Here is a 12,326-nt window from a genome sequence, read left to right on the forward strand (position 1 = left end):
GATGACTTATAGAAGCTGGCTGCAGTAGCTACCGCAGGCTGCGAATGGCGGTGCAAGGAACCACTGCATTCTCAGCCCCTACAAGTTTGCCGTGCTGTCCACATACACCCCGGGCTGACGAACCGGCAGCCAGAAACGAAACCGCGAACCCTGGCCGGGCTTACTTACCACGTCGAAACGGCCATGATGTTTTTGCAGGATGTTGTACGACAGGGTCAGACCCAGGCCCGTGCCCTGCCCGACTGGTTTGGTGGTGAAGAACGGGTCATAGACGCGCTTGAGGATGTCAGGATCGATTCCTCTACCGGTGTCTTCAACCTCAATCCAGACCCACGCGCCTTCGTGGCCACAACGCAACGTTATGACCCCGAATTGCACAATGGCGTGAGCAGCATTTATCAGCAGGTTCATCACTATCTGATTGATCTGTGACGCAATGCACTCAACCGGCGGCAGATCTGCGAACTCTCTGACTACCTCAGCCTTGTATTTGAGCTCGTTATTGACCATGTTCAACGTCGACTCCAGACCTCGCAACAGATCGGCCTGAACAAACTCTTCTTCTTCAATATGAGAAAAGTCCTTGAGCGCAGTGATAATTTTCTTCACCCGCTCAATGCCGTCTTCTGACTCGACAATCAAGGCCTCCACATCATTGCGAATGTAGTCATATTCCAGGCTGAGTTTGAGTTGGCGCAGTTCATCAAGAGTGGCGACGCTGTCCACTGCATCAATTATCCGGAGCAGATCGTCCACATAACCGGCAAGGGTTTTGAGATTGGAAAATACATAACCCACCGGGTTATTGATTTCATGAGCGACGCCGGCAGCCAGTTGTCCAATCGTGGCCAGGCGTTCTGACTGCAGCAGCTGCACCTGAGCTTTTTCGAGTTTACTGACCAGAGACGCCTGTTCTGCCTGCTTGGCCCCAAGTGCACGTAACGCGGCGTCCAGCGGTTCGTTGACCACTGTCTCGGGATCGCCAGGCTCAATCACGGCACCGAGGGAAAAGACTTTGCCACCTTCCATAGTTATTCCCTTTAAATACAATGCATAAGGGCTGTTGGCACACGGTGCTTTATTGAAAAACACCCTATGAAAGGCCGTTAAATTTAGTATGCACTCATTTGAGTGCTATCCGAAGATAAATAAACCTGGCACTCGGGTGATAGCGAGCAGTAAATATATTTCGTTCAATCAAGATGTTCCCGAACTGTTGTGCACAGACAGCGGCGCATATTGCGCCATCAGTTCAATGATCCAGTCAATGAATACTCGCAGCTTCAAACTGATATGCCGGTTCGGCGGAAACGCGACGTACAGCGGCATCGGATCAAGCTGCCAATCTTCGAACACTTTCACCAACGCTCCCGACGCCAGATGGGGCCTGGCCATGTAATCCGGCAACCAGAGCACGCCGAGGCCTGCAATACCGGCCGCGATATAAGCGTTGCCGTCATCAACCGCCAACACGTAGCGGCCTTGGATACGCACGCTTTCACCGCCTCTGCGCATGGCATAGGGCATGGCCTTGCCGGTGCGTGCCCAGAGGAAACCGACGATGCGATGCTGGGAGACTTCCAGCTCACCCGGATGTTCAGGGACGCCCAAACGCTGAAGATAATCCGGCGCAGCATAAACCCCCAGCTGCAGGTCGCCGAGCCGCCGGGCAATCAGGGACTGGTCTGTCATTTCACCGCCGCGCACTACGCAATCCACGTTATCGCCGATCAGATCTACCATGCGGTCGCTCACCCCAAGGTCGATCTGGATGTCGGGATATCGGGCATGAAACTCAGGTAAGGCAGGCACCAGGATCAGCGCAGCCAACGGGCTGGGCACGTCGACCCGCAGCCTGCCCCTGGGCAGACTTGCCGCGCCTGACAGGCTTGTCTCGGCGTCGTCCAGATCTGCCAGCAGGCGTATCACACGCTCGTAGTACACCGCACCGTCAGCCGTGACATTGACCTTGCGCGTGGTGCGGTTAAGCAACTTGACCCGCAGCCTGGCCTCCAGCTGTTGCACTAACTGGGTCACGCTGGTCTTGCTCATGTGCAAGGTTTCAGCAGCCTTGGTGAAACTGCCGGTTTCCACGACTCGGGCAAATGCCTGCATGGCATCAAAACGGTCCATTGTTGCCTCAAGAACAGTTGATTGTTTGGGAATTGCAAACAGTGATAACTACAGTTGCCTGTTTATCGCGCCCACGCAAGCCCCTTAAAGTCCGGTCATCGTTCACGGGATCACGCTAGATCCCGTTAAAGGAGCAGGACATGACAGTACGTGACGTTGTTTTCCCCGCCGGCCGTCGAGCGCTGTACGAGCGCAACCGCTACTCGCCGGCCATTCGCTCCAATGGTTTCCTGTTCGTTTCCGGGCAAGTGGGCAGCACCGAAGACGGCTCCCCCGAACCCGATCTGGAAGCCCAGGTTCGGCAGGCTTTCACCAACCTCAACTCGATCCTGGAAACAGCGGGCTGCAGTTTCGACGACGTGATTGACGTGACGGTGTTCATGGTCGATCCGCAATCGAAGTTCGAGACCATCTGGAAAGTCGTGCCGGAGTTCTGGGGCACCGCCCCTCATCCGACACTGACGGCGGTGGGCGTAACCTGGCTGTATGGCTTTGATTTCGAGATCAAGGTGATTGCCAGATTGCCGGATGCCGCTGTGTAGGACCTGCCGAAGGCTGCGAACAGCGGTGGGTCAGTCACATCGTTTTTCGCCGCCTTGGGCAGAGCGCCCCAACTGCCAAAGCCTGGCAATATCCCTTGCCCGCTCCTGCAACAATCGCGGAGCCTGTTGGCAGGCATCGGCAAGACTCATCGGGCCTGAAACGACAGCAAATGCCGCATCGATACCATGCTCGTACAAACCCTCATACCCCTCGCCCAGCGTTCCGGCGATGATCACCACCGGCACACCCTGCTGACGGGCAACACGGGCCACACCCATAGGGGTTTTGCCGCGCAGGGTCTGAATATCACAACGGCCCTCCCCGGTAATGACCAGATCCGCACCTTTGACCTTGTCCGCCAGGCCGACCAACTCGGCAACCACTTCAACGCCGGGGCGAAAACCAGCATCCAGGAACGCTTTCGCGGCAAATCCCATTCCACCCGCAGCACCTGAACCCGGCTCCTCCCGAACATCGCGATCGAGTACCGCTGCACAGCAATCGGCAAAGTGCTCCAGGGCCCTGTCGAGCGATTCGATCTGCGCGGGGGTGGCGCCCTTCTGCCGGCCGAAGATAAAGGAAGCGCCGTGTGGACCGCATAACGGATTGTCGACATCAGCCGCCACCTCGACACTCACCGACTTCAAGCGCGGGTCCAGGCCTTGCAAGTCAATGCGTGCCAGATCCGCCAACGCCAGACCGCCCGCTGGCAGATGGTTCGAAGCTGTATCGTAAAATCTGGCCCCCAGCGCAGTCAGCATCCCGGCACCACCGTCATTGGTGGCGCTGCCGCCGATGGTCAGGATGATCTTTTCGGCGCCAGCATCCAGCGCAGCAACAATCAGTTGACCGGTGCCATAAGAAGAGCTGCGGCAGGCATCCCGCTGTTCCAGAGCGATCAACTGCAAACCACTGGCTTCGGCCATTTCGATGATTGCCGTGCGCGATTCCGGCAACCATCCCCAACGGGCCGTCACCTCTACACCCAGCGGACCGCTGACAGGCGCTTCGCGCCGGTCGCCGCTGATCACCGCCAGAATTGCATCCACGGTGCCTTCGCCACCGTCAGCCATGGGGCACTGCACGAGCTCCGCATCGGGCAGTATCACTTTCAAGCCCTCGGCTATCGCGCGAGCGACGCCTTCGGCGCTGAGGCTGTCCTTGAACGAATCAGGGGCGATGACAATTTTCATGAACGCTCTCCGGCGGGTAGGTGTGGTCAGCTTTCACAAACAACATGTCGCTGCCTGATGATCAACAATAGAACAGTCACCACCGACAACGAAGCACACAGCGCGCCGAGCGTTATGACCGACCCGAAGCCAGCATAGTCGGCGACGACGCCACCCAGAAATGCGCCACCGCCAATCGACAGATTGATCACGCAGACTATCAGCGCTTGAACACCTTCAATGCGGCCATTGGATGCGTCGAAGCACCAGATCTGGATCGTGATCGGCACCATGCCGAATGCAAACCCCCAGACCAGCACGACGGGCCAAAGCAACCACGCGCTGCTGCCAAAGGCCAGCAATGCAGCCAGGGCGGCGAACATCAGGACGGTCATGGTCAACACTGCGGTCGCCGGATCTCTGGCGGCCAGTGCGCCGCCTGCCAGGTTGCCGACCACCGATGCCAGGCCGAAGGCGAACAGCAAGGTGCCCAAGGTCTGTCCGCTGATCCCGGCGACTTCCTGAACGAACGGGGCGAGAAAGGTATAGGCCGCAAAGTGGCCGACGCAAATCAGCAGTGCAGCGGCAAAGCGCCGACGCATGCCTTGATCGCTGACCAGCGACAGCATCTGGGCAAGCCCGGCACTCCGTTGACCGGGCAACGATGGCAGGCACAGCGTGATCAGCACAGCGACAACTACCGTCAGACCCGCCGCTGCCTGGAAAGCACTCCTCCAGCCGAAGGCCTCGCCCAGCAAGGTGCCCACCGGGATGCCTGCAACAGTGCCCAGTGAAACGCCCGCCAGAATATAAGCGGTCGCACGCACACCGTCTTTGCCGGGACGTAGCCTGGGGCCGAGGGAGCCCGCGATGGTCCAGAAACCACCCAGGGCGAAACCCAGCAGTACGCGACCCGCCAGGGTCAGCCAGAACTGTTCGGCAAACGCCACTACCAGATTGGAGCAGAAGAACATTACCAACAGCCCCAACAGCAAGCGTTTGCGGTCCACCTGGCTGAACAGCGCGATACAGGTCGGAGCAGAGAGGGCCGCCAGAACCCCGGGAACGGCCATCATCAGACCGGCATGGCTGACGCTGACGCCCAGATCCCGAGCCATGACCGGCAACAAGCCGACGGGAAGGAATTCAGACGTGACGGTGGCGAATGCGCCGAGGGCTACGCAGAGAATGGCCCACCATGAGGCAGGTTCCTGCGCCTGGCTGTGGGTATTGGAGGCGTTGCGGGTAACGGTACTGCGAGAACTCACAAAGAGGCTCCGATATTCAGGTTGGGCAAGACCGGTCAACCTACAGCAAAAACAATTGCTTACAAAACAGCCTGAGGTTAAAAAACGTTTCAACAGCGGTGGGTGTTAGGTTACGGCGCTTGATCTGGCCACTGGATGCTCAATTTACAATCATGCGCATCAAACGACCCCGTCTGTCCGCCTTCTGCGCTTACCTTGCACTGTCTTGCCTGTTCGGCGCCGCATGGTTTGCCAACCCCGCTACACCGCACTCCTCTTTCGCGCTCATGAACCCCGTGCTGGCAGTTGCCGGGCAGGTGGCCAAGCCGATCTATACCAGCCGTTTCGCCTCTTCAGGCCTGGTGGACTTCGTTCACTCGTCTGCCGTGACTGCCTTGCCTGACGGCAGCTTGATGACCGTCTGGTTTGCTGGCTCCCGAGAAGGCGCCGCCGACGTGCAGGTGCGGGCTGCGCGCTTTGATGCCAGTACCGGCGAATGGGGCGCGGAGCAAGTATTGGCGACCCGGGCCTCTACCCAACAGGGCACTCAGAAATTCATTCGCAAGCTGGGCAACCCGGTGGTAGCACTGGCACCAGACAAACGCCTCTGGCTGTTTTACGTTTCGGTGTCCATGGGTGGCTGGGCAGGCAGCGCGGTCAATGTCATGGTCTCGGACGATTTCGGGCGCAACTGGTCAACGCCGCGCCAGTTGATCACCTCGCCCTTCCTCAATATCAGCACCCTGGTGCGCTCGGCTCCGGTATTTCACGCCGACGGTTCAATCGGGCTGCCGGTTTACCACGAGTTTCTAGGCAAATTTGCCGAGTACCTGTACCTGAGCGCAGACGGTAACGTGATCGATAAATTTCGTATCAGTCACGGCAACAACTCGCTGCAACCCACCGTGGTGCCGCTGGATGGGCAGCGAGGCATTGCTTTACTGCGTTATGCCGGCAACACCCATCATCGGGTGCTGGCCACGCGCACTGAGGACGCCGGCCAAACCTGGAGTGAGCCCTACCCACTGGACCCGTCGAATCCCAATTCCTCGCTGGCCGCCGTCGCGACACCGGAGCAGGGTTTGCTGGTCGCCCTCAACGACCTGCGGGACGGCCGCTTCAAACTCAGCCTTTATGGCACCGATGCCAAAATGGATAACTGGTATTCGGTACGCGATCTGGATAAGTCACCGGATCCACTGGGCGGTCCGTTCTCCCCCGAGGCTTTCAAGGAAATCATGGGCAACGAATTCCGTGGCTCCAGCGGCACCCTACGCCAGCCTCTTGAGGCCCAGTTCCTGAGCAACCTCGACACCCGTGTGTGCTCGGCTCGTGGCTGTGAATTTGAATACGAATATCCGTATTTCATCCGCAGTCCCGACGGCATGTATCACCTGGTGTATTCGTGGAATAACACTTTCATCAAGCACGTCAGTTTCAACGATGCCTGGCTGGCGGAGCGTGTCAAATGATCAACCTGTGGCAGGCTCATGTCAGTTTCGCGATGCTGGCTTTCTTGTTGTTGCCGGCTTTCGGCTTGCCTCGCTGGCCCAGAGTCGCGCTGCTGGGCGTGTTGCTGGCCGCCAGCTTCCTGCCTGTGGGCGGGCTGTCGCTGGCCGCTCACCTGCGTAGTTACATCGACGACCTTGCACTGACCACGCTGGTGTTCATGGCCTGGGGCTGCCTGAGGCGGCTGAATATCCTGGGGCCTGCCCCGCAGGATAAAACCTCGGTTTTGGTGACCTTCGCCGTGCTAGCACTGGCACTCTACCCGGCGACCTTGGGCCTGAGCGATCTGGATCCCTATCGCTTCGGCTACAGTCCAAGGCCGATGCTGATCGGGATTGCCCTGCTGACGATTGGCCTGTTCTACCAGCGCAACGGGCTGGGCGTGGCGATGCTGGCGGGTGCAACGCTGGCGTTCATGCTGGGAATCAAACAGTCACAGAACTATTGGGATTACCTGATAGATCCGCCGTTGGGCCTGTACTGCTGCGTAGCGCTACTGATCGCCGCGGCACGGCGGCTCATCACGTGGCTGAGCACGACACGCAACAACGCAACCAGATCCGCTTGAGATTTGGCGACAATTATTGACAGGGGAAGAGGGATGGGTTGGCTGCAGTCGAGACGTTTGCATTATTGGCTGGGTGCGACGGCATTAGCCTTTGCGCTGTTTGCCTTACTGCGGGTGGTGTTCTTTTTCGGGTTCTCCGGTTTTAGCGCGCAATCACTGAGTACCGAAAGCGCGCTGCTGGAAACCCTCGGCATCGGCTTTCGTTTTGACTTGAGGCTAGCGATTCTGCTGATGCTGCCAGTCGCTCTGCTCGCCTGGCTGCCGCGCTGGAACCTGTTGGGCAGCCGCATGTTGCGCTGGCTGGCCCGGGGATATCTGCTGGCGGCGTTGAGCGTCATGTTGCTGATCTACATCATCGATTTCGGTCATTACGCCTATCTGGGCGTGCGCATCAACGCCACGGTGCTGCGCTTTATCGAAGACGCGCAAATCTCTCGCGATATGGTCTGGCAGACTTACCCAGTGATCTGGATCACGCTGGGCTGGCTGGCAACCGTAGGTCTGGTACTGGTAGCACTGGTGCGCCTGGAACGGGTAACGCTGGACCGCCCACGGCGCGCCATTCATCCCCTGTCGGCAACCTGGGGCGCTGCTGTGATGGTAGTGGCGGTTCTGTTGGGCATTCTTGGTCGCGTTGAAAACATGAACCTGGAAAACCCGGTGCCCCTGCGCTGGAGTGATGCGTTCTTCTCAGGCAACAACCAGATCGCCGCCACCGGCTTGAATCCGGTCATATTCCTCTATGACACACTCAAGGTCGGCCAGTCGCGTTACGACGAAGATCAGGTCCGCCAGCATTACGCGGTGATGGCCAAGTATCTGGGTGTCGACAAGCCCGATCCTCAAACCTTGAACTTTGTCCGCCATCAGGCACCGCAACCCTACAAGACAACCGGCTCGCGGCCACCGAATGTGATGTTCGTGATGCTTGAGTCACTGGGCACCAGCGCCGTGGGTGCCTATGGCAACCCGATCAACCCCACTCCCTACATTGATCGGCTGGCGCGGCAGAGCTGGTTCTTCGAGCATTTCTATGTGCCGGTGACTGGCACCGCGAAAACCGTCTGGGCCAGCATCAGCGGCGTCCCCGACGTCACCCGCCAGGAAACCGCAACCCGCAATCCGCTGATCACCCAGCAACACACCCTGATCAACGCCTTCACCGGTTACGAGAAGATTTACACCATCGGCGGCAATTCTGGCTGGGCCAACATGAACGCCCTGATTCGCCAGAGCATCGACGGTGTGCGTCTATACGAAGAGCGCGACTGGAAATCCCCGGTGGTGGACGTCTGGGGTATTTCCGATCTGGACCTGTTCAAGGAAACCGACCAGATCGTGCAGGCAATGCCTAAAGACAAACCATTCTTTGCCTATGTGCAGACTGCGGGTAACCATCGCCCCTTCACCATTCCCAAAAGCAATGACGGCTTCGAGGTCAAGCACCCAACGCTGGCCGAAGTACAGGCCGCAGGTTCGCGCAGCGTCGAACAGTACAACGCCGTGCGCCTGCTCGACTTCAACATCGGGCGCCTGATGGAAATTGCCAAGGCTGGCGGCTGGTACGAGAACACCATCTTCGTGTTGTTTGGCGACCACAACACGCGCATCGCACAAATCCCCTTCCTGCCGCCCGCTTATGAACAGCTGGGCCTGGAAAGCAACGCTGTGCCGATGCTGATTCATGCCCCGGCGTTGCTGGGGACCCGTAACGTCAAGGAAGCGGTCGGTCTGGTGGACCTGTTGCCAACCGTGGCAGGCATGGCTGGCATCGAATTCCGCAACAGCGGCATGGGCCGCGACATTCAACAGCCTGCCCCTGAAGGCGAACGCGTTGTGCCGCTGGTTTTGCGTGAAGGCACCTTCCCGCTCATCGCCGGGGTGACCCAGCACTACATGGTGCAAATGGAACACGACGGCAGCTCCCCCACCCTCCACGACCTGGCGTCCATGACACCACTGGACAACGTGGCAGAACAGAACCCGCAAGAGTTCAAGCGGCTGGTTGAGCTGACCAGAGGCATGCACGAAACGTCGCGATTGATGCTGTATCAGAACGTGCGCAAATAGGCGCTAGGGTCGGCTTCAGGCATACCACGCTAGCTGCGGCCCAAACATTCCAAAAGAATGGCACCGAACCCTGTGGGAGCGGTGCTGGCCCGCGATAAGGGCATCTCGGTCTGCCAGACGCAACGCGTCATCGTTCATCGCGAGCAAACTCGGCTCCTACAGACTAAGCGGAAACCTGTTGGAGCCGGGCTTGCCCGCGAATCAGGCGCTGCGGTCTTTCAGTTACAACGCGTCATCGTTCCACCCGGTCGCGCCTACAGGCATTCAGTCAGCTCACAGCAGACTGCTGCACCTGAAAGTCCCGCCGCCACTCGCGCCAGCCATACAACGCCAGGAGGATGAAACCGGCGTACAAACCTGCCGTGAGGTGCAAGTCCTTGAACAGGTACATACCGACGTAAACCACATCCAGCACAATCCATAACCACCAACTGGCGACGTATTTGCGTGCGGCCCAGACGCTGGCTACCAGGCTGAACGCCGTCAATGAAGCATCCAGCCAGGGCACTGCAGCGTCAGTAAAGGTCGCCATCAGGCTGCCGAGCAGGACCGCGCCGAGCGCGCCGACGATCAAACCGAGTGCCGCCTCGCCCAGCGCCAGTTGTCCGACATGCACTTTGCCGTGATCCAGCCCGCCGGTACTCCAGCGCCACCAGCCATAACCCTGCAAAAAGGCAAACAGCACCTGCAAGAGCATGTCCGAATAAAGTTTGGCGTCGTAGAAAATCCACGCATACAACAACACCGCCACCACACTCACCGGCCAACACCAGCGGATCCGCCGGGCCGTCAGCCAGACACCCAGCACATTGACGATCACAGCAATAATTTCAAGCGTGGACATGGTCAACCCTCAAACAACAATCAGAAATTCACGCTGGCGCTGAGCCTTGCGGTCAGTGGTGCGCCCTGGAACAGGTAACCATCGCCGATATAGTCGCCGGCATCGCGCCAATAGCGTTTGTCGAACAGGTTATCGACACTCAGGCGAAACACCGTCTGGTAGCCCTCAATCTTCGTGGTGTAGCGGCTACCAGCGTTGAAGACCGCATAATCGCCGACCTTGACGCTGCCCTCACGATTGGCGGCTTTGCTGCCGCTGTATTGCACGCCACCGAGCAACGCCAGGCCATCGACCCACGGCAGGCTGTAATCGGCATACAGACTGGCGCGCAACTTGGGCACATTCAACGATTGGTGCCCCTCATACTCAGGCGTTCCGGTCCCGCTGACCCGCGCACGAATGGCCGCTACGCTGGCGGAAACCTGCAAACGCGAGGTGGCCCAGCCATTGGCGGACAATTCCAGACCGGTATTTTTCTGCTCGCCGCTTTGCACGTAGTTGAAGGTGCCGTCGCCCTGAGGTTGTGAATACTGATAAGCCTGGCGGGTCTGGAACAACGCAGCGGCAAGGCTGATGCGCTGCCAGTCATACTTGATGCCCGCTTCTATCTGCCGGGAGACCGTCGGCGGCAGAATCTCGAACGCGTTGTTGGTAAACCAGGCCGCTTCACCGCCCAGGGACAGTCCCTTGCTGTAGCTGGTGTACAGCGACAGATTCTCCACCGGCTTGTAGATCAGCGCCGCTTGCGGCAGGAAAACATAACGTTGAGTGTGGCGCGTGGTATTGCCTGCGCTGTCGAAGGTCTTCTCATCCAGACGTACTTCACGCCCGCCCAGCACCGTTTGCCAGTGCTCGTTGAAGCTGATCCGGTCACTGGCAAATAACCCATACTGGCGGCTATCCAGGCGGCGGTAGGACGGGCCGGATTCACCCGGGAATGGCTCGAAGTCCAGCGGTGCGGCGTCCAGATTGCTGCTGCCGACCCACTCATTGATATCGTCACGCTTGTCGATCACCCGGCGCAGGGCACTGGTGCCGAAGGTCAGCTCATGCTTGAGCGAACCGGTGTCGAACGCTCCGGCCAGCGCCGCCTGAACTTCGTCATTACGGCGCGTGTCGTCGGGGCTGCGGAAGTCATAGATGTCGTAATCACCCTCGGCACTGAAGTGATTGGGCACCGCCGTCGAGGCGCAACTGGCCGATCCGTAACAGCCCCAGGCAAAAGCGCTGTAGTCGTCAATCACCACTTTGCTGCGCGAGGCACTCAGGCTGCCCTTCCAGGTGTCGCTGAAGCGATACTCAAACTTGCCACTGAGATTGAGCGAATCGATGCCCACCGGCTTCGACCAGCCCTGATGCCCCAGCTTGGTCTTCGGCGAAGCGTGGTGAGGCAGTTCATTGCCGCCGAGCAATTGATAACCTGGCGAGGAGCGCTGCTCCTTGTTCTGATATTCCACGTCCAGTTGCAGCAGCGCGTCCGGGCTGATGTTCCAGTCAAACGCCAGGGAAGCGAAATCACGCTGACCATCTGCATGCTCGACGTAGGAGTTGATGTCTTCGTGGGCGAGGTTGGCGCGTAGACCGAATTGCCGCTCGCTGCCGAAAAAACTACCCACATCGGTGGCCACGTAGCCACTGCCACGATCATCGGTAGACAGCGTCACCGAGCGCACATCTTCCGGGCGCTTGGTCACGTAGTTGATCAACCCGCCAGGCTCGGCGACACCACTTTGCAAACCTGCCAGGCCCTTGAGAACTTCAACCTGTTGTTTGTTTTCCAGGGCAACGTTCTGTTCACCGGTGATGGTGCGGCCGTTGATTTTGTAACTGCTGGCGGAGTCGAGGGTAAAACCACGGATCGCGAAGTTCTCGTAGTAACCCACCGGCGCATAGCTCTCGCCCACCGACGCATCATTGCGCAGCACTTCACTGAGCAGGCGCGCTTGCTGATCCTTGATCAGTTGCTCGTTGATCACGGTGATCGACGCTGGAGTATCAATCAGCGCCGCAGGTTCGAACCCGCCAACGGAGGCCTTGTCCGCCCGATAGCCCACATCCTGTTCGCCAACAACCGTGGTCGCATCGAGCTGAATACTGGCCGAATCAGCCGCCCATGCCGTGCCGCCTACCCCACAGCTCACAGCGAAACTCATCCGCAGCAGGTTCGGGGCGAAACGGTTGGCAACTGACGACAGCCTGGATGCCCGATAAAACCTGACCATTGAAGCTCCTGAATAAAG

Annotated in this window: 10 protein-coding genes; 4 read left to right on the top strand and 6 right to left on the bottom strand. The window is 58.8% G+C overall.

Annotated features, from left to right (window positions below; all coding sequences use genetic code 11):
* Positions 1-78: 78 nt before the first annotated feature.
* Together IV01_RS0125130 and IV01_RS11810 are read right to left on the bottom strand one after the other, a co-directional pair.
* On the bottom strand, positions 79-1,029 hold the full coding sequence (locus IV01_RS0125130; RefSeq protein WP_050507608.1) for an ATP-binding protein: 951 nt from the start codon (positions 1,027-1,029) through the stop codon (positions 79-81).
* A 168-nt stretch (positions 1,030-1,197) separates the two neighbouring features.
* Positions 1,198-2,133 (bottom strand): LysR family transcriptional regulator, encoded by a 936-nt coding sequence (locus IV01_RS11810; RefSeq protein WP_032628864.1) that lies wholly within the window; start codon positions 2,131-2,133, stop codon positions 1,198-1,200.
* Positions 2,134-2,273: 140 nt separating this feature from the next.
* On the opposite strand from IV01_RS11810, the gene IV01_RS11805 reads away from it, so the two are divergent.
* The gene (locus IV01_RS11805; protein WP_032628866.1) at positions 2,274-2,675 is read left to right on the top strand and encodes a RidA family protein; all 402 of its coding nucleotides are present in this window, start codon (positions 2,274-2,276) and stop codon (positions 2,673-2,675) included.
* 30 nt (positions 2,676-2,705) lie between these two features.
* Here IV01_RS11805 and IV01_RS11800 read toward each other — a convergent pair whose 3' ends face one another.
* Positions 2,706-3,869: a glycerate kinase gene (locus tag IV01_RS11800; RefSeq protein WP_032628867.1), complete on the bottom strand. Its 1,164-nt coding sequence runs from the start codon at positions 3,867-3,869 to the stop codon at positions 2,706-2,708.
* Positions 3,870-3,895: 26 nt separating this feature from the next.
* Positions 3,896-5,116 carry an MFS transporter gene (locus tag IV01_RS11795; RefSeq protein ID WP_050507611.1) on the bottom strand — a complete coding sequence of 407 codons (1,221 nt, stop codon included), beginning with the start codon at positions 5,114-5,116 and terminating at the stop codon, positions 3,896-3,898.
* Positions 5,117-5,268: 152 nt separating this feature from the next.
* Here IV01_RS11795 and IV01_RS11790 point away from each other — a divergent pair, with 152 nt between their 5' ends.
* From IV01_RS11790 to IV01_RS11780, 3 genes are read left to right on the top strand one after another with little or no spacing between them, the layout of a single operon-like run.
* A complete protein-coding gene (locus tag IV01_RS11790; RefSeq protein ID WP_032628868.1) occupies positions 5,269-6,567 on the top strand; it encodes a sialidase family protein in 1,299 nt (432 codons plus the stop codon).
* The gene (locus IV01_RS11785; RefSeq protein WP_032628869.1) at positions 6,564-7,172 is read left to right on the top strand and encodes a hypothetical protein; all 609 of its coding nucleotides are present in this window, start codon (positions 6,564-6,566) and stop codon (positions 7,170-7,172) included. The genes IV01_RS11790 and IV01_RS11785 overlap by 4 nt, the downstream gene beginning before the upstream one ends.
* Positions 7,173-7,205: 33 nt before the next feature.
* Entirely contained in the window at positions 7,206-9,242 is a 2,037-nt protein-coding gene (locus IV01_RS11780; RefSeq protein WP_032628870.1) for an LTA synthase family protein, read from the top strand.
* 268 nt (positions 9,243-9,510) lie between these two features.
* Here the strand turns inward: IV01_RS11780 and pnuC are convergent, their stop codons facing one another.
* Both pnuC and IV01_RS11770 read right to left on the bottom strand, forming a co-directional pair.
* On the bottom strand, positions 9,511-10,086 hold the full coding sequence (gene pnuC, locus IV01_RS11775; protein ID WP_032628872.1) for a nicotinamide riboside transporter PnuC: 576 nt from the start codon (positions 10,084-10,086) through the stop codon (positions 9,511-9,513).
* Positions 10,087-10,106: 20 nt separating this feature from the next.
* Entirely contained in the window at positions 10,107-12,308 is a 2,202-nt protein-coding gene (locus IV01_RS11770; protein WP_032628873.1) for a TonB-dependent siderophore receptor, read from the bottom strand.
* Positions 12,309-12,326: the final 18 nt, after the last annotated feature.

Origin of the sequence: Pseudomonas syringae (assembly GCF_000737245.1) — a bacterium.
In the GTDB taxonomy this organism is placed as follows: domain Bacteria; phylum Pseudomonadota; class Gammaproteobacteria; order Pseudomonadales; family Pseudomonadaceae; genus Aquipseudomonas; species Aquipseudomonas syringae_J.

Excerpts from the sequence above, each read along its gene's own strand:
- IV01_RS11780 (WP_032628870.1), top strand. The coding sequence starts at position 7,206 with ATGGGTTGGCTGCAGTCGAGACGTTTGCATTATTGGCTGGGTGCGACG.
- pnuC (WP_032628872.1), bottom strand. The coding sequence starts at position 10,086 with ATGTCCACGCTTGAAATTATTGCTGTGATCGTCAATGTGCTGGGTGTC.
- IV01_RS11810 (WP_032628864.1), bottom strand. The coding sequence starts at position 2,133 with ATGGACCGTTTTGATGCCATGCAGGCATTTGCCCGAGTCGTGGAAACC.
- IV01_RS0125130 (WP_050507608.1), bottom strand. The coding sequence starts at position 1,029 with ATGGAAGGTGGCAAAGTCTTTTCCCTCGGTGCCGTGATTGAGCCTGGC.
- IV01_RS11790 (WP_032628868.1), top strand. The coding sequence starts at position 5,269 with ATGCGCATCAAACGACCCCGTCTGTCCGCCTTCTGCGCTTACCTTGCA.
- IV01_RS11770 (WP_032628873.1), bottom strand. The coding sequence starts at position 12,308 with ATGGTCAGGTTTTATCGGGCATCCAGGCTGTCGTCAGTTGCCAACCGT.
- IV01_RS11800 (WP_032628867.1), bottom strand. The coding sequence starts at position 3,869 with ATGAAAATTGTCATCGCCCCTGATTCGTTCAAGGACAGCCTCAGCGCC.
- IV01_RS11805 (WP_032628866.1), top strand. The coding sequence starts at position 2,274 with ATGACAGTACGTGACGTTGTTTTCCCCGCCGGCCGTCGAGCGCTGTAC.
- IV01_RS11785 (WP_032628869.1), top strand. The coding sequence starts at position 6,564 with ATGATCAACCTGTGGCAGGCTCATGTCAGTTTCGCGATGCTGGCTTTC.